The organism is Methanosarcina barkeri MS (genome assembly GCF_000970025.1).
GTDB classification, from domain to species: domain Archaea; phylum Halobacteriota; class Methanosarcinia; order Methanosarcinales; family Methanosarcinaceae; genus Methanosarcina; species Methanosarcina barkeri.
Window position 1 is genome coordinate 3,188,464 of sequence record NZ_CP009528.1, and the last position, 24,006, is coordinate 3,212,469.

General features: G+C 40.9%; 19 protein-coding genes and 1 tRNA gene. 5 read left to right on the top strand and 15 right to left on the bottom strand.

Translation table 11 applies throughout. From position 1 onward, the window contains the following. Positions 1–167: 167 nt before the first annotated feature. From MSBRM_RS12805 to MSBRM_RS12825, 4 genes are all read right to left on the bottom strand, one after another. The gene (locus MSBRM_RS12805; RefSeq protein WP_048120898.1) at positions 168–974 is read right to left on the bottom strand and encodes a DUF166 domain-containing protein; all 807 of its coding nucleotides are present in this window, start codon (positions 972–974) and stop codon (positions 168–170) included. Positions 975–1,550: 576 nt separating this feature from the next. Then, positions 1,551–2,393, bottom strand: coding sequence for a class I SAM-dependent methyltransferase (locus tag MSBRM_RS12810; RefSeq protein ID WP_048120900.1), 843 nt, complete (start codon positions 2,391–2,393; stop codon positions 1,551–1,553). 507 nt (positions 2,394–2,900) lie between these two features. Next, a complete protein-coding gene (locus tag MSBRM_RS12820; protein WP_048120904.1) occupies positions 2,901–3,287 on the bottom strand; it encodes a 4Fe-4S binding protein in 387 nt (128 codons plus the stop codon). Between the two features lie 2 nt (positions 3,288–3,289). Then, on the bottom strand, positions 3,290–4,792 hold the full coding sequence (locus MSBRM_RS12825) for an L-aspartate semialdehyde sulfurtransferase (protein WP_048120906.1): 1,503 nt from the start codon (positions 4,790–4,792) through the stop codon (positions 3,290–3,292). Positions 4,793–5,129: 337 nt separating this feature from the next. On the opposite strand from MSBRM_RS12825, the gene MSBRM_RS12830 reads away from it, so the two are divergent. Further along, entirely contained in the window at positions 5,130–5,573 is a 444-nt protein-coding gene (locus tag MSBRM_RS12830) for an adenylyltransferase/cytidyltransferase family protein (protein ID WP_048120908.1), read from the top strand. A gap of 84 nt (positions 5,574–5,657) precedes the next feature. Here MSBRM_RS12830 and MSBRM_RS12835 read toward each other — a convergent pair whose 3' ends face one another. The 10 genes from MSBRM_RS12835 to MSBRM_RS12880 all read right to left on the bottom strand — a co-directional run bounded on the left by MSBRM_RS12835 (position 5,658) and on the right by MSBRM_RS12880 (position 18,147). Next, positions 5,658–6,800, bottom strand: a complete 1,143-nt coding sequence (locus MSBRM_RS12835; RefSeq protein ID WP_048120909.1) for a pyridoxal phosphate-dependent aminotransferase — start codon at positions 6,798–6,800, stop codon at positions 5,658–5,660. 46 nt (positions 6,801–6,846) lie between these two features. Continuing rightward, positions 6,847–7,251 carry a 6,7-dimethyl-8-ribityllumazine synthase gene (ribH, locus tag MSBRM_RS12840; RefSeq protein ID WP_048120911.1) on the bottom strand — a complete coding sequence of 135 codons (405 nt, stop codon included), beginning with the start codon at positions 7,249–7,251 and terminating at the stop codon, positions 6,847–6,849. 38 nt (positions 7,252–7,289) lie between these two features. Continuing rightward, positions 7,290–7,754 (bottom strand): riboflavin synthase, encoded by a 465-nt coding sequence (ribC, locus tag MSBRM_RS12845; RefSeq protein WP_048120913.1) that lies wholly within the window; start codon positions 7,752–7,754, stop codon positions 7,290–7,292. Positions 7,755–7,856: 102 nt separating this feature from the next. After that, positions 7,857–9,008, bottom strand: a complete 1,152-nt coding sequence (locus MSBRM_RS12850; RefSeq protein ID WP_048120915.1) for a pyridoxal-phosphate-dependent aminotransferase family protein — start codon at positions 9,006–9,008, stop codon at positions 7,857–7,859. Positions 9,009–9,466: 458 nt separating this feature from the next. Next, positions 9,467–10,027, bottom strand: coding sequence for a CBS domain-containing protein (locus MSBRM_RS12855; RefSeq protein ID WP_048120917.1), 561 nt, complete (start codon positions 10,025–10,027; stop codon positions 9,467–9,469). A 386-nt stretch (positions 10,028–10,413) separates the two neighbouring features. Further along, entirely contained in the window at positions 10,414–12,705 is a 2,292-nt protein-coding gene (locus MSBRM_RS12860) for a CDC48 family AAA ATPase (RefSeq protein ID WP_048120919.1), read from the bottom strand. A gap of 76 nt (positions 12,706–12,781) precedes the next feature. Further along, a complete protein-coding gene (locus MSBRM_RS12865) occupies positions 12,782–13,432 on the bottom strand; it encodes a flavodoxin family protein (protein WP_048120921.1) in 651 nt (216 codons plus the stop codon). Between the two features lie 291 nt (positions 13,433–13,723). After that, positions 13,724–14,041, bottom strand: coding sequence for a winged helix-turn-helix domain-containing protein (locus MSBRM_RS12870; RefSeq protein ID WP_230668873.1), 318 nt, complete (start codon positions 14,039–14,041; stop codon positions 13,724–13,726). A gap of 714 nt (positions 14,042–14,755) precedes the next feature. Next, a tRNA-Val gene (locus tag MSBRM_RS12875) sits at positions 14,756–14,829 on the bottom strand. 1,362 nt (positions 14,830–16,191) lie between these two features. Continuing rightward, positions 16,192–18,147, bottom strand: a complete 1,956-nt coding sequence (locus tag MSBRM_RS12880) for a replication factor C large subunit (RefSeq protein WP_048120923.1) — start codon at positions 18,145–18,147, stop codon at positions 16,192–16,194. A gap of 498 nt (positions 18,148–18,645) precedes the next feature. Here MSBRM_RS12880 and mtxX point away from each other — a divergent pair, with 498 nt between their 5' ends. The 4 genes from mtxX (at position 18,646) to MSBRM_RS12900 (ending at position 21,371) form a co-directional block, all read left to right on the top strand. Then, entirely contained in the window at positions 18,646–19,503 is an 858-nt protein-coding gene (mtxX, locus tag MSBRM_RS12885; protein WP_048120925.1) for a methanogenesis marker protein Mmp4/MtxX, read from the top strand. Beyond that, positions 19,500–20,093: a tetrahydromethanopterin S-methyltransferase subunit A gene (locus MSBRM_RS12890; protein WP_080941563.1), complete on the top strand. Its 594-nt coding sequence runs from the start codon at positions 19,500–19,502 to the stop codon at positions 20,091–20,093. Before mtxX ends, MSBRM_RS12890 begins: the two co-directional genes overlap by 4 nt. Positions 20,094–20,191: 98 nt before the next feature. Beyond that, a complete protein-coding gene (mtrH, locus tag MSBRM_RS12895) occupies positions 20,192–21,124 on the top strand; it encodes a tetrahydromethanopterin S-methyltransferase subunit H (protein WP_048120927.1) in 933 nt (310 codons plus the stop codon). 10 nt (positions 21,125–21,134) lie between these two features. Beyond that, positions 21,135–21,371: a hypothetical protein gene (locus MSBRM_RS12900; RefSeq protein ID WP_155396517.1), complete on the top strand. Its 237-nt coding sequence runs from the start codon at positions 21,135–21,137 to the stop codon at positions 21,369–21,371. A 273-nt stretch (positions 21,372–21,644) separates the two neighbouring features. On the opposite strand, the gene ilvD is transcribed toward MSBRM_RS12900, so the two are convergent. Further along, complete coding sequence (ilvD, locus tag MSBRM_RS12905) at positions 21,645–23,306, bottom strand: dihydroxy-acid dehydratase (RefSeq protein ID WP_048120931.1); 1,662 nt, start codon at positions 23,304–23,306, stop codon at positions 21,645–21,647. Positions 23,307–24,006 lie beyond the last annotated feature (700 nt).

The window sequence follows — 24,006 nt, forward strand, 5'->3', positions numbered from 1 at the left end:
TTAATTTTGCCAAAACGCGATAGTTCATGCTTATTTTCTTGTTGGATTCAGATTAATGAATTTTGGTTTTTTAATTTTGGTTTTTTAATTTTGGTTTTTTAATTTTAGTTTTTTAATTTTGGTTTTTTAATAAGAATATTTATAGGAAGATTTACAGATAGCACTTTTCAGAAGCTAGAACTTGAGATTTCATCCCCGCAAACTGCGGACAATCGGGCTTTTTCCTTTTTTGCACATTCCATTGCGTCTTCAACAGCTTCCCTAATGATATACCCGGCCTTGTGAAGGATAGTGTCCCCAAGCTGAGGGTCTTTGTCCATGCTGGCGGTACAGGGATACGAGTGATGAGCACCTGAGATAGTCTCCTTATATTCGACAGTATCAGTCCAGCCGAGCTTTTTTGCCACAAACCAGGTGGAACCGCAAGGGGCATCCCTGAGAACGCCTGCTCCGATAAACATCTTCCCATCAGGGCTCATCTCAATTCTGAGTACAGGCTTCCCAAAACCAAGGTCAACAAACGCGTCTATGACAGGTTTACCGGTTTTTTCAAGAGCGCAGAAAGGCTTTGGACCTTCAAACTCAACTCCAATAGCTTCAAGCTCTTTTTTAAGCTGTTCAAGAACCCCTGCAGGAGTTTTCTTTGAGTCTTCAGCAGGTGCGATCACGGCTTTTGCCTTCGTTTTCTTCACAACGTCCGGAAGAGCTGTAAGAAGGTCTGGGTGGATACCAATAGCAAGTATCAGATCACATTCCGGAAGTTTTTGAGGCATGTACTGCTCGGGCTCTTCTATAAACGTGGGCAGGTCTTGAGGAAATTCATGGATTCCTACAATCAGGTTCGCATATGACTTCCTGGCCTGCCTGCAGTGGTTACAGAGTTCTCCGCAGGACACGCAGAAATTTCCAGGATTTATAAGGTTCTGGATAACTTTTTTTCCAAGTTCGCCTGAGTAGAGTACGAGGATCTTCATAACTTACTCCGATTTATAAGACTGGGCAGTGTTGCAAATTTGCTGTAAATTTGAAGTCAAATTTTTGTGTATTATGGGGAAAATTGATCTCCCTATATTGAGTATTTTATTCAATAACGGTTTGAAATTTATGATTTTACAGAAAAATCGGCATACTGCCAAAGACCAAGGGTTATTTTGTAATTTTCTATTTCTTTTCGTAAAGATAAGTTCCGGATTACTTTGCCCCCAGAATTGAATAAAGAACCGGGACCATAGACCAGCGCGGAAATCGTTGAGAAGTTGCCTGATAAACTGCTAATACTCAGTTATGATACTTCCTCCTTTAATGTCTATCCGGTTTTCTGTAGGATACATTGTAATTATTTGTTTCAATGTATAAATAACGGGAGTTTCAAAATAGAAATCAGTATCCATAAATAAATCTCGTATATAATCAAAGGGAACAAAAATACTGAGACGTGAGAAATAGAAAGGAAACTGATAATAAGGAAAAGAAAGAAAAAAGTAGAGAAAAAGCGATAACGGATAAATGAAAATATTTCTTTTCTGATTTTTTGCTTATTATGCATTCTATTATTTAACCAGAGCTATATGAATGGACCCCCAGAGAATGCCCTTCAAATTAAGGAAAATATGTACCTTATCAGTTTTGGAATTTGGATAGTTTACAGCCCTTTCTAGATCACTCTTTTCCACACTGTAGTCGATGGGCCAAAGAGGCTTCATATTCGTTGATGCTAAAAGATATTGTTCCAACTCCTCATGTGTAAACATTTCCGAAAATATACTGTAGCGCCTAAATAGACGGAGAGGAAATTGGCAATGAATCTTACGCTCCCTATACAATTCTCTCGATTCAGGGCAGACGAAGATCTCGGTCGCAATACTGGCAACGCCTCCAGGCTTCAACACTCGCTCGATCTCTTTCATAGATTTTGCAGCCGCATCTTTCCCACCAAAGTGCTCTATCGAAGAATAGCTGAAAACTGCATCGAAAGTATTGTCATCAAAATGAATATTGGTGCCGCTCATAATTTGTACGCCAAGCCGTTTGCGATTAAATTGACTCGGAGCAAATCGTTCTGGGTTTGTCAACATATCTGTGTTTGCTTCCTTCCACCTTCTGGAAGTGATAGTGTACAAGTCTGTACTAAAGACGTATTTTGCATGGTTAGTTAGGTAAAAAACGGGTGCTTCACTGCCACTTCCTATTCCCAAGAAGTTGCAATTATTATCCATCTTACCAGCCTTCTTCATTGCCAACATTCCGATGGCCCACTCCCAGTGCTTCCGGTGCCGAGTCTCTAGAAGCTCAGGGTACTTTCCGATGTCAAGATTGAGTACATCCTTCATCATCTCCAACAGTTCCGGATCATCCCAGTCTGCCATCGCACAAATTTTGTTTAAACTTTCCATTAGTTTATTGCCCCATATATAGAGTTATTTAAAATTATATTTGAGAATAAATATAGTAACTTTCTAATTTAACCGTCATAGGAATCAGTTGTGCTTATTTAAGAAAGCTACATATATAAATAATTATAATTTAGTATAAAAGTTTTCATAATGTTTTTTGAGTATACCCATATATAAGACCAAAGATGGTTAACATAAAGCTGGTTAACATATGGCTTGATTCTTTAGTATCAGCTCATCCAAAATCAATTTTAGATTCAAATCAATAAAAAGCTTTAACCATTTTCATGATCGGAACTTGATAGATCATCCAGAATTTGAAAACCATGGACATAATTAAGTTTTGGGATGAGCTCAGTAGTAATTGTAGGACAGCATGTGAAAAGTCAGGGATATTCGTGACCCTCTGCGCTCCCGATGTAATAAGGAAAAAAGAGGAAAACCGGAAAAGCCAGAAGAAAAATAAAAGAGTGAGGGAAAGATTTCGTGATTCGATCCTCTCTTTCTTCATTCTCCCAGTTTCAAAGCTCCATGAGGACACATCTTAATGCACACGCCGCACTGGATGCATTTCTTTTCATCTACCAGGACATTCCAGGAGTCGTCAAAAGAATACACATTCATAGGGCAGACCGAAATACAGGCTCCACAATCGATACATTCTTCCTCATCCCTATGAATAGGTCTGTCCAGAATGGAAACTATAGCTCCTCTCGATTCCAGGGCATTTTTGATTTTATCGAACTTGAGGTCATTCACGTCAGCTATTAATTCCCCATAGGTTGAGTCGATATTTGCAACCATTATATTAATCAGGATTCCGGTTTCGACTATGGACTCGGAAATGATAGGGTTATGGATTCTTTCAGTAGGAATGGTGATCTTGATTTTCACGCTCAGTACCTCCTTGCAATGAGTTTGCTGATATTGTCACTCGTTATTATTCCAAGAACCCGCCTTTGAGCATCGATCACCGGCATTGCAGATACCCCGTAACGGTCCAGCCGCCTGGCTGCAAGATCTACAGGCTCGTTCGGAGCGCAGGTCAGCACCTTTTTCGTCATAACATTCTCCACCGAATCAAAGCAATTCTCTGCAACAGCCTTCGAGACATCCCAAGCAGTCAGGATCCCAACCAATTCCCCACCATCAGAAATCACAGTCAGATGGTTGAAAGAGTTCTCCCAGATTTTCTTTGCAGCGTCCTGGACAGTTTGATCTCTTTTGATGGTCACAACAAAACTGGACATCACATCTTTTACGAGAGGTACGACCTGAGTCTCTTTCATGGGTTTGGCAACTCCTTCGGTACACAGTCTTTCCACGGGCATGGTGACAAAGAATTTCCCATGCTTAACCCACGACTTTAACTCGTTTGCGATCTTTCTCGCGTTCTTGAAACTGGAAAGGGAAGATGTGGGCACGTCTTTTCCGTCAATCTGCACCGAACCTGACCGGAGTTCAGCATAATTTACCTTTCTGATAACCGGCTTGTCCCTGCTTCCCACAGCATAGTCCTCAATGGTGGTTACAATATCCTCATCACGAACTGCAGTAGCAGCAGCGAGTTTTTCGTTGAGGATAGGGATAGGAATTCCAACTCCCATGTAAAGAGTAGCTCCGTATCCGGTAAAGGAAGCAGCTCTCAAATAGTCAGGGTTCATCTCTTTCAGGTTACCTTTAAGCATGAGAGTTCCAAAACCGGAAGAAGGAGAATGCTGGGTTCCATTCCCTATAACATAGCCCTGGGCTCCTCCCATGAAAATCCTTGTTCCCATGCCTATAGTTTCATAGCTTGGGTCATTTGAGAGAGGAGAGAGGACTCCTGCCCCCGAATAGGTTACATTTCCGAAATTGGGCAGAAGCTCACCCATATAAGTATGCAGAGTCCTTTTAGAACTGTTAGTTGCTGCTGCATATTTCTGGTAGGCGTTCCTTGGGTTAAGAAGCATGGCTTCATTAAGGTCCTCAAGAGAAATTATCGTATCAAGTACTTTCCTTGGATAACAATCCGTCCCATACGAAGTCGCATGAACATCGACCTCTTTGCCCCTGAGAAGATCTTCAATAACATGAGCTCCACCATACTGAATTCCCCGTGTATCTGAGATCTGGGCAGCCCCCAGGTAAGCGTCTACGGCTGCCAGTCCACTGTATGCTTCTACATTGTTGAACCAGATCTTCTGGATTTTTATGGGAGGCTCGGAATGTCCCAGGTTAAGCATCAAGCCGGATGAACACATAGCTCCGAATGTGCCTGTAGTAACTACATCTACTTCCTTTGCAGCCCCTTCAGCGCCAAGCTCCTCAACAATTGTGACCATTTCCTCGGCTGTCACTACATTGACGCTTCCATCTTCAATTTTTCTATTAATCTCATGAACTGATTTTTTAACCATTGGGGGTCTCCTCTTTTTGTAAATTTTATGAATAGTAATATTTATTATAATTATATATTATTTATGATAATGTTAAAGGTAACAGCTCTGCCTGAAAACGTGAAAAGCTGTGCCTGAATTTGATTTAGTTTCAGGTTTTCAGGTTTATGCCCTTAATTCAATAAATAATATTCATAATTATGGGCTATATATATTACTTACGATAATTTGAAAATTCTCATACCATAGAGTCAAACTATAAATAGATATAACAGTTCATGTGGAAACATTTTGAATAATCAAGAGCTTTTCTCATACTCCAGAAGGTTAATTTCAGTAAGTTTCTTATGCTAAGAAGATATACCCGAGGCCAGGTGATCTGTTGACACGTATACTTGCTACCGGGACTTTTGACCTTCTACACCCCGGACATATTTATTTTCTGACCCAGGCCCGAGCTCTAGGAGATGAGCTTTTCGTTATTGTTGCTAGAGACTCAAATGTGACTCATAAGCCAAAACCAATTGTGCCCGAAGAGCAGCGGCTGGAGATGGTAAGTGCGCTCGGGATAGTAGATAAAGCGCTTTTAGGCAGCGAAAAAGATATGTTTGAACCCCTGAAGCATATCAGGCCGGACATAATTGCCTTGGGTTACGACCAGCGTTTTAACGCCGAAAATCTGGAAGAAGAACTTGCTAAAAGAGGGCTTCCTGCAAATGTGGTAAGGATTCCACTTTCAAAAGAATGCCCACTTTGTAGTACAGGTGCAATCATAAAAGAAGTACTTAAACGGTATGGGTAAATTTGCCCCTACCGTTTCCCGATTTGATTGATGCCTGTTATTTACTCATACTTTTATTAAGAAAAATAATTGACTGAATTTAATTTAGAAAAACACCTTTTCAAGTCTTTCAAGAGCTTCCCTGATTCGGTCAATCGATGTTGCATAGGAAATCCTTACGAAATCCTCGCCAGATGAACCAAAAGCAATTCCAGGCGTAACTGCAACCTGAGCTTCTTTCAGGAGCCGTTCTGCAACCTGAGTCCCGTTTCCATACTCGCTGACATTAGCAAAAGCATAGAAAGCTCCATCAGGCTTTTTACATTCAAACCCCATTTTGTTCAGACCGTCGATAAGGACATCACGGCGTACTTTGAAACGGTCAACCATTGCTTTAACGCTGTCCTGAGGGCCCTGAAGGGCTTCAAGTCCACCGTACTGAACAAACGTAGTCGCACTGCTTACCGAATGAGACTGAATTTTAAGTAGAAGTTTGAGAATTTCAGGAGGAGCAGTCAGGTAGCCGAGTCTCCAGCCTGTCATGGCATATGCCTTAGAAAAACCATTTACGGTGATAGTTCTTTCCTGCATTCCATCGAGGCTGCCAATGCTGATATGTTCCCTGTCATAGATAATTTTCTCATAAATCTCATCCGAAACCACTATGAGGTCATGGTCAATTGCAAGATCCGCGATACATTGCAAAGTCTTTTTTCCAAAGACCCCACCTGTTGGATTTCCCGGACTATTGACAACAATGAGCTTGGTTTTATCAGTGATGTACTCTTCAAAATTGTCAGGAATGAAACCTTTTTCAGGAACTGTTGGAACCCAGACTGTTTCCGCCCCCGCAAAACGTATGCATGCATCATAAGTTACCCATGCAGGGTTAAACAGGAGAGCCTGGTTCCCATCATCGAGAACGCTCATCATTACCTCAAAAATTCCCTGTTTCGCTCCGGGGGTGACAAGTACACCTGCCTCGGTTACATCGAGGTTGTTTTCCGTCCTCAATTTTTCGGCAATAGCTGCCCTTAGTTCAGGAATACCTCCAGAAGGAGCATAGTGGGTTTTTCCCTCATACATAGCCTTTGCCGCAGCATCGCAGATATTCTTAGGGGTATTGAAATCAGGTTCACCAAGGCTGAAATTGATTACGTCTGTACCCTCTTTAATCATTCTAGTCGCAATATTGGAGATCCTTATCGTTGCGGATTCTTCTACACGCTTGAGCCTTGCGGATGACATAGGAATGGTCCTGGTATTACATTTACTAATATAGTTATTATAACATTCACAGCCGCCGCACCAGCTTTACTGCAGCTTCAACGGCCCGCTTTGCATAGTCCACACGTTCATGAGCCGCCATGCGGGTCATGCCTGGGCCAGAAATTCCGAGAGTTACAGGCTTATTGAACTCAAGAGAAAGATCCATGATTTTCCGTGCCGCGTGCTGCATAACCACCTGGTCATGGTCAGTATCGCCTTCAATTACAGATCCTATAGTAACCACGGCATCAATGTCATCCCTTTGGCAAAGCTTCTTGATCGCAAGCGGCATGTCAAAGGCCCCTGGGACAAGAATAGTCTCTTTAACTGTTGCCCCCAGGAACTCCGCGTGTTCTCTTCCAAGCAGTTCCATCTGATAGGTCAGATCCCTGTTAAATTCAGCTACAACAAATCCTAGGCTGATAGTCATCTGATAAGATCTCCAGTCTTGTTTTTACATAAATTGATTCATGTTCTTAATGGACCTGCGTCTTCAAAGCCTTGCCTTTGGCCGGTACCGGCTTCTCGAATTAACTTTTCAGGCTTGAAGAGCAGTTTGATTACGTTTAAAGCGTGCTCTCGAGTCCTTCTGTCCATAAGGAAAGCAAGTTCCTTTTCGTCCTTTCCTTCATTTTCATGGACAAAGACCTCGATAATATGGGTGTTGGTCATGAGCTGGGCCATAATAATGCCCTGAGAAGCTTCATGAGCACAAATTTTATCCTGTTCTTTAGCTCCAGGCATGCCAAGCGCCATAACGATATCGCACCCTTCTTCTTCAATAAGTTTTTTGGCTGCGACCGGAAGGTCCTTTATCCCTGGCACGGTTACTCTTTTGATTTTTACAGATACGTTTTTTTGTATCTCATCAATTGCCGCACGCCCCATATTATAGCGTGCGAACGTAGTATCTGCAATTCCTATTGTGGGCATATAAATCCAATCGAAATTTCGGTTAAAATCTTTTCAGGATTTTCCTGAAAAGATCTGGTAGATATTGTTCTACCTGTATCTAAGTCTATAACTTTATCCTTTTCAGGCTCTGTCAAGAACCCTGTTTGCAGCTTCTACACCTGCTCCCAGGCGATCAATGTAGCCATGCTTATTCAACACAATTTCCAGCTGCTGGATGGTTGAAAGCACATCCCTTCCGGTCACATTACCCATGCAGCCTATTCTGAAAATCTTGTTTTTAAGACGTTCCTGCCCGCCTGCAATAATTACGCCTCTTGCCTTCATATCACTCTTTATATCCTCACCAGTAACATCTGTGGGAGCCTTCATAGCAGAGACAGTGTTAGAGTAATGGCTGTATTCGTTAAGCTGCGGGAACATCTCAATGTTCAGTTCGGCAACTGCTGCCCTTATGGCTTCAGAAAGGACTCTGTGTCTCTTAATCCTTGCCTCCATTCCTTCCTCCTTTACGATGTGCAGAGCCTCCTGAAGCGCATAGAAGAGAGGAATTGCAGGAGTGTAAGGTGTTTCTGCTTTGGGCTTATCTCCACTCTTTTTATATGCAAGTAGGTCGTTATAGTATGGCCTTTTAGTTACATCCTTCATAACCTCAAAAGCCTTTTCACTTACGGAAACAACTGAAAGTCCAGGAGGAGCTGCAAGACACTTCTGTGAGCCTACAACTGCAATGTCAACTCCCCACTCATCAACCTTTACATCATCTCCTCCAAGGGAAGTCACACCGTCCATAATAAAGAGGGCATCATGCTTTTTAGCAAGTTTGCCAATTTCTGCTGCAGGGTTGAGAATGCCTGCAGATGTCTCGTTGTGGACAAGAGTGATGGCTTTTGCCCCTTCTTCGAGTTTTTCCTTGACAACCTCAAGGTTAACCGGCTGACCCCATTCGAATACAACTGGAACAACTTCTCCATAGATAGCTGCAATGTCTTTAAACCGCTCTCCAAACTTTCCATTTTCTATGGCAACAACTTTGTCTCCGCTTCCAACCGAAGAACCGACAGCAGCTTCCATTCCTGCCGTTCCAGAGCCACTGAGCACGAAAATATCATTCTTTGTCTGGAAAATGCTGGAAAGGATTTCCCTGCAATCAGTATAAATTCCGGCAAATTCCGCACTTCGATGGTTGATCATCGGTTTTGACATAGCTCTAAGGACTCTGGGTGTAACAGTTACGGGGCCAGGCATCATGAGAAGGGTATCTTCCAGATCCATATATTATGCTCCACATTTTTAAAAATTTAATTTGGAATATAATTAGATTTTAATTTTTGATTTAATTTAATCCGAGTTTATTTTTGATTTAATTTAATATTTATCCTTAAATCTAATCCAATTTATTTTTTGATTTAATATAATTAAATATTTTATTTATAAAGTGGTTTTAATACTTCCGTTTTTATCTGTTTAAGAAGTTGTATTAACCTACAGTATTAAAATACTGCAAATTTGAAATAATTCAGAGTAATATCATTGTGATACGGTATGCTTAAAAGGCCCCGCCGTATTTTATTCCGGGAATTTGTCACAGGACTCATTAAATGAGTTACTTTGCATGATTAAGCATTATTCCGATTTAGAGATCAGGTTTAATTGGATTCTAGTATATAATTGATGTGCTTTTCAAACCCTGATTCCGAATACCGCTCTATAGGGAGAACGGATTTTGCTAATTAACCCTGGAGAAGCGTCATTACATCATGTTTCGTCACGACGCCGATAACTGCTCCTTTTTCTAATACCAGTACGGCAGGGTTTCCTTCCAGCATGTGCGACACTACTGAGATAGATATACCTGGAGACACTGTTGGGAAGGCCTCTCCCATTATCTCAGAAACTTTCAACTGGGAAATTGATTTTTTCTTACTTTCGGCCATCAATTTCACTATCATGTCTTCGGAAACACTTCCAACCGGAATGCCCCTATCAAGCACAGGGACCTGTGAAAAACCATACTTCTGCATCAGGTTTACTACTTCTTCCACAGAATCACTTGGTGAAACATGAATTACAGGGGAATGCATCAGATCTATTATAATAATCTGCTGTTCCTTTTCAACTTCCTCAAAAGCGTCAAGGATTTTCCTGACAGTCGAAAGCCTGGGATCTACGTCTCCCGATTCTATACGAGCTATAAGGGGCTGACTTACTCCTGCCCTTTTAGCCAGATCGCTCTGGGTAAGCCCGAGTTCATTTCTTCTTTTTTTAAGATCTTCGGGTGTTGGAAGCTGCATGTATATTACCGATAGTAATTATTATATTTAATATCATTGGTTAACATAATTTGTGAAGTTAAAAAAAAGGTGATATTAAATTCAGAGAATTATTCTCGGGAAACTCTATACAGAACTGGGTAAAAAAAGAGAAATTAAAAATACTCAGTTTAAAGATCAGAGATAAACATCGTATTAAAAAAATTATAAGATTTGTAAAAAACACTAAAATTATAAAAAAATAGTAAAGTTGTAAGAAAAATAAATAAGTAAAAAACAACATGTGAGCAGGAAACAAAAAGGTAATAAATCAACAGGAAAAGAAGTGACTAAATCAACAGGAAAATTAAAATAAGGTAAATCTGTACTTTAAAGAAGACAAACCTGTGATTATAGCTTTTTTTTGCTTAAATATAGGAGGGGTTCTCGATTTCTTTAGATTTCCTAATTCTGAGTTCGCCTTTTATAGCTTCGTAGTATTTCATCGTGTCCGAAGTGACTGAAGGTCCAGTTTCTGTTATTGCTTTAATGAAGTGTCTCTGCTTAACATTTTTTGCGTGAAGATCCTCACGCAGAGCAAGCCTTCCTGCCTTTTTACATATGGCTGCAATGTCTGCACCTGTATACTGATCAGTCATAGAAACGAGCTTTTCGATATCAATACCCTCTGCAAGCGCCATTTTTTCGGTATGGACTTTGAAGATCTCCCTGCGAGCTCCCTCATCAGGAATAGGAACAAGAATCAGTTCATCAAAACGTCCTGGTCGGATAAGTGCAGGATCGATAACGTCCGGGCGATTGGTTGCACCAATTACCACTACAGCCCTGAGCTCTTCAAGTCCGTCCATTTCGGAGAGAAGCTGATTAAGGATTCTTGCCGTAACCTGAGGCTCACTTATAGAAGCCCCGCGAATAGGCGCAAGTGAGTCAAGTTCGTCCAGGAAAATAATAGATGGAGCAACCTGCCTTGCCCGTGTAAAAACCTCAGCTATCCTTTTTTCGGATTCTCCATACCATTTGGAAAGTAGATCACTTCCCTTGGCTGTGATAAAATTAGCATCCGATTCATGAGCTATCGCCTTTGCAAGCAGAGTCTTTCCCGTACCCGGAGGGCCATACAGAAGGACCCCTTTAGGAGCTTCAACCCCGATATCTCTGTAAGATTCCGGATTCTTAAGAGGCCATTCTACGACCTCTTTCAGGAGCCTTTTTACTTCTTCCAGACCGCCGACGTCGTCCCAGCTGACAGTTGGCACTTCGATAAGGATTTCCCTTATTGCTGAAGGCTGGACATCTTTGAGAGCATTTTCAAAATCTTCTCTTATTACCTGGAGGGAATCCAGAATTTCAGCTGGGATTTCAGGTTCATTAAGATTGATTTTAGGTAAAACCTTCCGTAAGGCACTCATAGCTGCCTCCCTGCACAGGGCAGCAATATCAGCTCCTACGAATCCGTATGTTATTTGAGCAAAATCCATGAGGTTTACGTCTTCGGCAAGAGGCATTCCTCTGGTATGGATCTGGAAAATTTCTAACCTTCCATCAGTATCCGGGACTCTAAGTTCAATTTCTCGGTCAAATCTGCCCGGGCGGCGGAGTGCTACATCCAGGGCTTCGGGACGGTTGGTTGACCCTATAACGATTACATTCTTGCGGGCTTTAAGCCCATCCATAAGGGAGAGAAGTTGAGCAACTACTCTTCTTTCCACTTCTCCGGTTACCTCAGCTCTTTTAGGGGCAATGGAATCGATCTCATCCAGGAAGATAATTGCAGGAGCATTCTTTTCTGCGTCCTCGAAAATTTCCCTTATCGCCCTTTCGGATTCGCCGTAATATTTGGACATAATCTCAGGACCATTGATCGAAATAAAGTAGGCATCGGATTCGTTAGCAACTGCTTTTGCAAGCAGAGTCTTTCCCGTTCCGGGCGGGCCATGGAGCAGTACCCCTTTTGGAGCATCAATTCCTAGCCTGTCAAAAAGCTCAGGGTGCTTCAAAGGCAATTCTATCATTTCCCTAACTTTCCCAATGGCTTCTTTTAGCCCACCTAGATCTTCATACATAACAGTAGGGATATTCTGTTCAGAGGTTACCTCGGTCGCTTCAGGCAAAAGCTCAACTTGTGTTAAGTCTGTAATCTTTACTATTCCAGACGGAGAAATAGAAACTACTTGCAATTTTATTTCTCCAAGCCCGAAAGACGGCCCAAAGCCCTGGTCGAAAAAGTCCTGGAAGAAATCTTCGAACATACCTCCTTTGCCGAAAGTCTCACTTTCCCTTGATTTCTTCAAACTTGTGGTAGAAATAAAATCCCCTTTTGAAACCGTACGGTTTATGAATACGGCTTTAAGAGTTTCGCTTGGAGCATAGATTTGCATGCCCCTGGATACAGGCGCAAGAGTTACACTTTTTGCTTCTTTCCAGTCGGCTTTGCAGATATCCACATATTCCCCTACACTGGTTTTTGCATTAATGCGGATAAGCCCATCCATACGTATTATCTCAAGTCCTGAATCACTAGGGTACGGGCGTCCGATAAGGGCTGAAGTCGATTTTTCCCCTTTGATTTCCACGACGTCGAAAGGCTTAAGACCCAGTTTTTCCCGGAAACTTTCGCCTATTCGGACAATGCCTTTTCCAACATCCCGTTGATCGGCTTCTGCAACTTTCAATTTTATCGTTGTCTTACTATCAGTCAAATAATACCCCCCGTTTCCAGCAGTAAAAGTGTCCAGGACTTTGTGAAAAGATCAGCAACTCTCAGATAGGTCAGCATCAGTCGCTTACCTTTTTTGCCTCTTCATCAAGTTTCTTTAAATTGGTAGGGATGGGGTTTTCTTTGAGCAGCTTTGCAAAATATGTCAGATTGTGTACCATATATCTGGCTGTCCGATTTGCATAGAGATGCCTATCTCCTCCAGCTTCTATGTAACTTGGACCCGGCCCTGCATCACCAACCCAGTAACAGTCTGCATTTGGGGGAACAGTGCATCCCAGATGAATAAGGTTAAAAAGTATAGTTGAACAGACATCATGTGCTCCATCCTCGTTTCCGGTAACTATGACTCCCGCAGTCTTTCCATAAAGAGGATACTGACCGGTTTCGGGATCTCCTTCCGTATAAGTACCATCCAGCCTCTCAATTACCATCTTTGCCACAGATGAGAGAACACCAAACCAGATGGGAGTTGCTATAACAAGAATATCACAGGCTTTTATCTTCTCAAGGATCAAAGGCCATTCATCTCCTCCCCCTTCATCTGAGGAAATCCCAAAAGCCACTTTATGATCCACAATCCTTATCACTTCACTTTCAACACCAAGTTCACCAAAGATAGCTACTGCCTTGTCAACAAGAGCGCGAGTATTTGATACTCGAGGAGATTTTTTCAGAGTGCAGTTTAAAAAAAGTGCCTTAATCACCATAGTATATATGTTTCCAAACTGCTTTTATTTATACGGGGACGCATTATAATTTAGAAATGTTATTTCTGAATTACTCACCAGGCATTTTATCCTCACCTGATCTTTGGGCTGAGTTTTACATAAGAGTACCTCAAGAAAAGGGATTGACACGGAAAAAGGCGATTTCAAGTATAATTGTAGGATAGTGAAACATTGTAGGATAGTGAAACATTGTAGGATAGTGAAACTGGAAAATCCGAAAAAAGAAAAAGATGGGAAAGTGTAATAAAAATTAAAAAAGAAATAAATTGCTTAGAGCTTGAGTTCCTTAGCCATTTCCTGAAAGACTTTTCCTTTGTCAGTAGTGATGAAAAGCCCATTTTCATGTCTGATAAGCTCTTTTTCTTTCAACATTTCAAGGTATTTCTGGGCGATATTAAAGTTCAAATTAACCTCATATACAATGTGAGTTTTCTTTGCCCCGTTCATTGCTACTCTTAAAATATCGACTGCAATATCAGTCCTGCTCCTTCTCTTAATACTGACTCCTCCCCCACGGTAGTTTTTAAATAATCTTTGTAGGTAGTTACGCCTTAAAAATATTAAAGCATATCTTTTTGTAGGTAACAAAGATTCTAAATCTTTATCGTCCCCCTTTCTATATAACAATTTCAGTACTATATATAATGTCAAGTTATAAAGAAAAAAGATTTAAACGGACAAGTTCCCTTTTGCGACTAGAGAAAAAGGTAAATTGCCAGAAAAAATTGGAAATAGCTTTTAGTTACTCATTATAAATAAAAATTAGAGTTAACATAGAGTGTATATTAGATACTAAAATCGTAGAAAACAAAACTGAGAAGTTGCATAAAATAATACACTCATACTCTTCAAAATACTGAAGCGACTAGCGCTTTAATTCCAAAATAAATTCCTTATTTATCGGAAAACTCATGATTAGTGAATATATTCAAAAGTTTCAAAATTCAATTGGATGCAAACAATAACCAAACGGAGTGAACTAGAGAATACTTTGGTTGGTATGATAATATATCATGCAAAAATTGATGAAACGGGCTATGTAAAAGTCAAAGCTATTCTGGGACAGAACCTGGGTGGGAATGATTCTACTTCTTAATACAGTAGTCAATATTTTTTAGATTATTATGGAAATGAAACAACAGAATATAAAGGTAAACTTTTGGATGTAATTACTCTTGAGAAAGAGATTAAATGTGAACTTATAGTTGTACAACCAGATTAAAATCTGAACTTGAAGTAAGAGTTGAAAGATTAGAAAATAAAAATCTATAAACATCTAAAAAGAGAAGATTATAAAAAGAATGGGCCCGCTGAGATTCGAACTCAGGATCCCCGCCGTGTAAAGGCGATGTCATAACCGACTAGACCACGAGCCCAGTTTGCCTTTTTAGAATTGCTGTAAGAGCAACACCAAAATGTCACTAGTTATATATATCTCTTTTGTTAGGAAAGAAACTCAGGGCTATCTGAAAGTTAGTTACTTCGCAAAATAAGAATATTTTTTACTGAAATAAATCCTTATTGCATTAAATAAGACTGCTATTGCGCTATATAATATTACTATACTAAATAAGAAAAATTTACAATAATAGATCACATTTTAGTAAAAATGAGATCTGGATAATTATTACACCAAATTGTTATTATATTATATGTTCTAGTTAATATAGAAAGTAATTACCATACTTTATTTTTAAACATAAATGTAAATATACATATAAAGCTGAAAATTAAGAATAATTCATTTTAAACATTGACATTAGATGATTTATATGCTAGATTGAGATAATTCTGAATGTATAAAAAAGCGAAGCAAAATATATTTATAGTAGATTAGCGTGAAATAACTTGTGAGCGGGTCTCTATTTTATATGATAACCCCAACACTCAACACCCCAATTCATACTCCCCAACCCGCTCATCTTATTCTCATCAAAATAGAAATATATATTAATGGAAACGATTCAAAGGCTTTAAATTGTGGGTTCCTATAGTACAATGCTAGAAAATAAATTGAGATATCTGGCCATGAAACTACTCTGGAAACTCATTTAGAAAGAAATTTAATAATTAAATGATTAAGAAAAGGAGATTTGGATAGGTTAGACCTTAACTCCATCCAATGGTTATTATAGATTTTTACTTCAGGAAGTAGAATTTCTAGCTAAAAGAAAAACCCATAAACATCAAGTAAAATTTATAAATACGAGACTATAGAAATGAAAAACTATTTATAAGATGAATAAATAGTCATGTCGCGTGAGCGGGTCTTTTTTCCATAGTATAACCCCAAAACAATATCCCCCAACTATTTCCCCCAACTATTCCCCAAACTCTCCAGCCCGCTCACAAATATTTTTCAGTTTATTTTAACTGTTGATAGCAGTTCAGAAATTTTTTTTGCCAATATATACTAACTCGTCTAATTCTGCATATAAACTTCCTTCGTATCTATTCCACATGATCTAAAAAATTGATATGATGTACATAGTACAAATTGCAGCAATCAGAAAAATCAATTCGTCTCTTACTTAATAAAAGATAAGAAAACTAACAGAAATTAAGAAAACTAACAGAAATTAAGAAAACTAACAGAAATTAAGAAAACTAACAGAAATTAAGAAAACTAACAGAAATTAAGAAAACTAACAGAAATTAAGAAAACTAACAGAAATTAAGAAAACTAACAGAAATTAAGAAAACTAACAGAAATTAAGAAAATAAATAAGGTCAGAAAATTAGAAGTCGAAAAGCGTTTTTTGTGTTTTTGACTCAGCTTTTTTAGGAGTTTCACTGGCTTTGACCTCAGATTTTTCAGACTTATCTGAAACTTTTTTGACAATGAGCTCACGAGTTATAGGTTCCCTGGATCTGGAAAATTCGAGAGAGATGCTATTTTCTATAGGTTCAGAGCCAGAAAAAGCTTCCTTCTCAAAAGGTTCAGGCAGGGATGAAGAATTCTTAACCTTAAGATTATCGTGTTCAGATAAACTGGATGTAAGGCTACCAGGTTTGAGCTCGACCTCATTAAGCCTGGCCTGATTCTGTTCCGGTATAAGAGTATTGGAAGTAACACTGTCAGGCATAAGGGCATCAGATGTAAGAGCATCAGGTGTAAGGGCATCAGATGTAAGAGTATCAGGTGTAAGAGAATCAGGTGTAAGGATATCGGAAGTATTATTTTCCGAGTTCGTAGTTTCTGGAGTAATCTCAAGTGAGATATCAAGACCAAAGTTAAGAGTTTTCTGCCCGCCCTGTGAAGTCCTGGAGTTGGGAACTTCGAGACTCTCGGAATGTTTTCCAGCTTTTTCCTTCGGAGTTTTAATCAAGAAGCTAGAAAGGTCCTCTTTACTATTTTCTGAGGAGGCAGGAGCCCTGAAAAACTCAGTTCCATCAGATTCTTTTCCTTCAAGGAGAAGTTCCTGCGCCCTGTCGTAGATTTTCTGCAGCTTTTTACTAGCTTTTGTGCTCCCCGAGAGATATATCAACTCCTCAAGTTCAAGCCCGAGGCCCGCAGTAATTTCGATCGCGGATTCTTCATTCTTTAACATGAGAGAGTAAAGCTCCAGCAGATTATTTCTTGAATAACGCATGGACTCGAAGTTGTGTTCTCCAACTTTAGAAGCTATATTATCCCTGAGGTTTCGTTTCGAACGTATCTGCCCCATTTTCTTCCAGAGAGAAGGAGACTGATACTTGATAAATCCGGGGTATGGCCGTGTCTTTGAGACTGCAGTTCCGCAGACCATCAACATGCTCGCATACCTCCACATCCCATAGTTCTGGCGTTTTTTTACGCGCCCAAGGTAAAGATCGGCCCTTGAGAGATAACCAAAGCCAGTTTTTATATCCTCAAGATTTCCATCCTTAGATGCATACTGGAAAGGCAGGTTTTCATCTATCCAGTGTACAAGATCTTCAGGGCTTTCATCAAGCCCACGAGATGCTTCCAAAGCCTTTTTACAGTCCGTGCTCTTAAAGATTCTCTGCATTGCCTTGAAGATGTTTTCTTTTACATCTCTGCCTGAAGTGCTGATATCCTCAACTTCCAGCGCTTTCCTTCCGGTAGCTGCAGCCTGAAGGTCGTTAATTGCACTTCTTAGATCTCCTCCCGCCCCTTCAGCGATTTTCTGGACTGCATCCGGGCTGCATAAAATTTCTTCGCTCTCGCAGACCTTCTTCAAAGCAGGGACCATAGAACGGCTCTGTACGGACCCGAACTTTATTTCCAGACAGAGGTTCCTGATAGTAGGAGTCAACCCATAAATATCGTTTGCAATCAGCACTATGGGTTGAAGTGTGCTCTTTATAATTCCTGCAATAGCTCGCATTCCACCCCTGTCTGCAGTCCCGTGAATATTGTCCGCTTCGTCCAGGATAATCAGACGTTTTCCTCCAAAGAGGGTATTCATTGAAGCTGCCGATCCCGCAACCTTTTCAATAACACCTGCAGTCCTCTGGTCACTTGCATTGAGTTCGATGACTTCCCAGCCCAGATCGCGGGCAAGAGCATGGGCAGTAGAGGTCTTCCCTACTCCTGCAGGTCCATGAAGGATCACTGCCCTCCTCTCTGGAATGCCTGAAAGCCACTTCTCAGCCCAGGTCCGCAAATCCTGCACCGCCTTCTTGTTCCCTACAATCTCCTTCAGGGTCTGTGGGCGGTATTTCTCAGCCCATTCAATTGCCAACGTCATCTTAAACCATACCAATAAAAAAAGAACTCATTATTAACTCTATACATTTTAATCTTTTAACTATTCAAATGCTTTTGTTCTTACAATCCCCTGCTTTCGATTTTTAAATGACAACGCTAAATTTACACTTTGATATGTGTTAAAGTCTTTTTGCTCTCATAAAAATAATACCTTCAATCGCCAGAACAAATTTGGGCAGAAAAACGCGTATTCATATTCCCTTTCATCCCGGCTGCAAATATCTTCCTTAATGTTAGCCCACTAACATTTTCTAATCAATCAAGAATACGAAGAGTACGAAAAAACTCAATCTGACTATATCTTTGAGTAAGGTGAAAATATATCTTTTCTTACCCATAATTCAGCCCTCTTGAGCGAACGAAGTGAGCGAAAAGGGCACCGTCCTCCCGAGACGGGACTCGGGGGACAAAATTAATTAATGATCGTGTTTGTACTTCTTTGAACTACTTAAAATCTTACACAACAGTCAGGATGCATATGGAAAAGAATAGCATGAATGCCCTCCTTGAGGCCATCGAAATGAGGGCCAGGGCTAACAAGGCCAGAGTAGCTATGGGAATAAGGGATCCAACTCCCAAAATGCTCGAAAGTGCCTGGAAAGCCCAGGAACTGGGATATGCACAGGTCGTCCTGGTGGGGATTAAGAAGGAAATTGATCAGATCGGCACAGAACTCGAGGTAGTGGATACAGAGGAGCCCGAGAAGACTCTTACAGAACTTATGATTTCAAGAAAAGTCGATGCAGTAATAAGAGGTACTGCAAGAGCATCGGGAGCCCTGGTTCACCTTAAAGAGGCTCTAGGAAAGAAAAGAATCTGCCGGCTTGCCCTGCTCCTTACAGTTGACGGGACACCTTTCTTTCTCGCCCCTGTAGGAATTGATGAAGGGAATACCATTTCAGATAAACTCAGAATGATAAAGCTCGGCGCCGACCATATAAGGAGATTTGGGATAGAGCCCAGGGTCGGCGTGCTGTCAGGGGGCAGGATTGGAGACATAGGAAGAAACAAACGTGTGGACAGGACTCTTGCAGACGGAGAATTCGTGACAAGGCGAGCTGTTGAACTTGGGATCAATGCTAAGCATTATACAATTCTTATTGAAGATGCCATAAAAGAATCGAACTTTATCGTTGCCCCTGATGGAATTTCGGGAAACCTCATCTTCAGGACAATTGCTTTCCTGGGTGGAGGTGACGGGCTTGGAGCTCCGGTGCTCATGGATGATTATGTTTTTGTAGATACATCAAGGGTAGGTGGACATTTTACGAAAGCCATAATGCTTGCAAGTGCACTGTCTCACCTGAATAAGGAAAGAAAAAAGGTGATTTATTGAAAGACATTGCAGAGATATGGCCGATAGTAAAAGGCGACTACACGATAGGAAATCCGAAGTCTCGGATTGCAGTGGTAACTCTTGCGAGCCAGATAAATCCCTCGCCTGAAGCGGCCCTATGGGGGAGCTCAAAAACCGAAAATCTGGGAGTCGAAAAAATAATCGTAAATACCATCTCAAATTCCAACATAAGGTACATCCTTATCTGCGGGACGGAATCTAGGGGACACCTGGCAGGCCATTCCCTACTCGCAATCCATGCAAACGGGATTGACGAAAAAGGAAGAATTATTGGTTCTGAGGGAGCTATCCCTTTCATAGAAAACATATCTAAAGAAGCAGTCAAACGCTTTCAGCAACAGGTAGCGCTTCTTGACAGGATAGGACTGACAAACCTCGAGGAAATAATGAAAATTGTGAGAAAATATAAGGATCGAGGTGAAGTTTACCCTGGGGAACCTCTTGTAGCTATTTCCCAGAAGAAAAAACAATCTACTTTCACAATTCCTCATTCAGGTGATATAATAGTCTCCGAAGAATTTGTCATGGACTCAACTGCAGGAGTTGTCTGCACGACAAAGGAGCTTTAATTTTCAATTCAGAGATCTACTTCGAATGTACATTATTCGAGCGCAAATTACCGTGTTTTGAAACAAATACTAGCCTGTAGATTTTGAAGGTGTAAAAAATGTTTAAGTTTCAGAAAGAACAGGAAATCGTTAACATCGCAGGAGTGAAGATAGGTGGACAGCCAGGAGAGCTTCCGACCGTGCTTGCAGGCACTATCTTTTATGATAAGCATGAAATAGTAAAAGACGTTGCAAGAGGCCTGTTTGACCGGGATGCTGCCGAAAAACTGATAAATCTGCAGGAATCAAGTGCGGAAGAAACCGGAAACCCGCATATAATCCACATTTTCGGTACTACCCCTGAAAGCATTACCCGTTACATTGACTTTGTGGCCGACATTTCAGAAGCTCCTTTTCTTATCGATTCCCCTGAAGGAGCCGTGCGTTCATATGCTGCAGAATATGTTAGCGAAATTGGGCTTGCAGACAAAGCAATCTATAACTCCATAAACATGAGCATAAATGCTTCTGAAATTGAAGCTCTTGCTCTATCTGATATTGACAGCTCGATAATCCTTGGCTTCAATGCAACGGACTCATCCCTGCGGGGCAGGATGGAAATACTGGAAAATGGGGCAGGCCTCCTGGAAGAGGGATTACTTTCAATTGCAGACAGATGTGGAATAATTAACAAGCTTATAGATCCGAGCATTACTCCTATGGGAAATGGAGCAGGCGTAGCCCTGAAGATGACGATTACCGCAAAAGCAAAATGGGGGCACCCCACCGGCTCGGGAATCCACAACGCACCTTCATCCTGGAACTGGCTGAATAAGAAGAAAGAGAAAGACCCTATTCTCTACAAAATCTGTGATGTGGGTTCAACCTGCTTGCAGCAGGCAGCAGCTGGAGATTTCATCCTCTATGGACCCATCGAGCATGCCCCATACATATTTCCTATGGCTGCCATGAGCGATATAATGATTTCTGAGGCTGTAGCTGACCTCGGCATAGAGCCTGCTTCCCGGCATCCTATAAACCTGCTTGTATAATTTCCGAGTCTTGCAAGTCTTTTTAAAAAATTGCTTGCCCGCAACCCTTTTGAAAAAATTACTTGCCCGCAACCCTTTTGAAAAAGGCTTGACCGAAAACCCCGAGAAACGTTTGAGTTTGAAAATCTTATCCTCAAACCCTATCGGCGTGATCACAACCCTTTTTAAAAAAGGCTTGACCGAAAACCCCGGCAACAACATGGTCGGCGTGATCAAACGGCTCAACGGTTGCATTCAAGATGGCTGAATTCTGATGAAGATGCGAGCTGAGTCATGGCTTATTTACGGGTAAGAGAAATAGTCTTCATTTGCTGAAAATGGCTAATTTAGGTATTATATTTTTCTGTTCTTTCAGATATTCTTTAAGAGATTCAAAAATGTCTTCATAAATTCTTTAGAGTTTCAAAAACATAAAAAACTTAAAGAACTTAGAGAACAGTGGATATAAGGTTTGGAAAAAATTAAAAAAGAGGAGGGATGAACCCTTCCGATTTTAAGTTTTTAAATAACCATGGAAAGCTCAGTCCACTATTCCTCCTGTATTTGCAGAGTGAACGGAACGCTGGTACCTTGCAAGGTAGCCTGTAACTTCCTTTTTTGGAGGTACGAATGCCGCCTTTCTTTTCTTAAGCTCTTCTTCTGAGACTTTAAGGTTCAGAACTCTTTCTGGAATATTAATCTCTATCATATCCCCGTCTTTTACCAGGGCAATTGGTCCTCCTTCGCTGGCTTCGGGAGAAACGTGTCCTATACATGGTCCGCGTGTGCCTCCAGAAAAGCGCCCGTCAGTTATCAGAGCCACAGACTCCAGCAACCCCATGCCTCCGATTGCGGCTGTAGCTGCAAGCATTTCCCTCATTCCAGGGCCGCCTTTTGGGCCTTCGTAGCGGATAACTACAATATCTCCTGGTTTTACATTGCCTGCAAGGATATTTTCCATAGCATCTTCTTCACAGTCATAAACTTTGGCAGGGCCTGTATAAACGCGCATTTTAGGGTCAACTGCTGCCTGTTTTACAACCGAACCGTCAGGGGCAAGGTTACCTTTAAGGACTGCAATGCCTCCTTCGGCATGTATAGGCTTGTCAAGAGTTGCAATTATCTCTTTATTGAGCTTCGGGTTAATAATCTTAAACTCGTTCAGGTTTTCCCCGATAGTTTTGCCGTTTACTGTAAGCTGATCTAGGTAAAGTTTGGAGGAAAGCCTTTGCATGACCGCCTGAACGCCACCTGCCCTATCAAAGTGTAGCATGAAATTAGGGCCGCCAGGGCGAAGAGAAATCAGGTGGGGAGTTGTCCTGCTCAACTCATCAAATTTTTCAAGAGGAAGATTCAGCCCGAATTCGTGGGCAAGGGCAGGAAGGTGCAGAGTGGTATTTGTGCTACCCCCGACTGCCATGTCTACCATTATGGCGTTTTCAAAAGACTTTAAAGTGACAATCTTTCTGGGAGTCAGGTTCTCTTTAACCATTTCAACGATACGCTCGCCGGATTCCTTGGCAATACGGACCTTTTTTGCATCCACTGCGTGAGCAGTTGCACAGCCCGGAAGGCTCAGACCAAGCGTTTCGGTCACACAGGCCATGGTGTTTGCGGTAAACATTCCTGCACAAGATCCGGCTCCTCCACAGGAAAGGTTTTCAAGCCTTTTAAGATCAAGTTCTGAGATTTTGCCTGCGCTGTAGGCCCCCACTCCTTCAAAGACCGAGATCAGGTCTGTATATTTGTCATCAACATAACCCGGAAGCATAGGCCCTCCAGTTACGACAATTGCAGGGATATCAAGCCTGCCTGCTGCCATAAGGTGACCCGGCACGATCTTGTCACATGTGGGAATAAGGACAATCCCATCAAACTGATGGGCTTTAACCATAAGCTCTATCGTGTCCTCAATAACTTCTCTGCTGGGAAGGGAATATTTCATACCCTCATGTCCCATTGCGATTCCATCGCATACTCCTATAGTATGGAATTCAAAAGGAACTCCCCCGGCGTTCCTGATTCCGGCTTTAACAGCCTCAGCAAGTTTATTCAGATGAATATGGCCAGGAATTATATCGTTCCAGGAATTAACGACTGCGATGAATGGTTTCCTCATCTCGGAATCTGTGACTCCTGTTGCTTTCAGAAGTGAACGGTTGGGAGCACGTTCAGGTCCCTCTTTGATGATATCGCTTCTCATTATAAATCTCCTTAAAATTTCATGATGAAAACTAAGTATAATGTATAGATAGGAAAAAACTTCATAGTATAAACAGGTTGGGGAAGAAAGAGTTGTAAAAACAAAAGAAGAAGGTACTGGAAAATTGGGGGAATAATCACAGAGACGCTGGATGAAAAGATAACTAATAAAATTAACTGCAATCCAGTTGGAATAAAAATCTGGCTTTGGAAATCTAAATGAAGAGTTTCAGGGAAAAACTCAATTTAACTAATATATATTACAAGTGGATAAAAGTCTATGTTTTAACCGTAAAAATTCCCAAACTTTTCACAAAAAGGCAAGATTCTATAATATCATCCAAATACTTATATAACGAATCAGATTTTTGTATCAATTGCATAGTGAACGGGCCTTCTCTGGACCACATCTACAAGATCACACCCGAACAAACAAACTATAAAATTAACCATGAGAGGATTATACCCGTTCACAGTTTATTCTGTTTTTCGTTTGAGTATTTATTTAATGATTAGTAGCAGGCGTATTTTCGGAATCTTTGACTCTCCAAGTGCAATTTTGGAATCGCCAGTATCTTCAAAACCATGAGTGTTATTCCTGAATGAAACAAATTGTTTTTATTACTAAGGAAGTACAGAGGGTCACGAATACCTCATCTTTATAGGCTGTTCGACAATTACTGGTAGTAATAAAATAATTA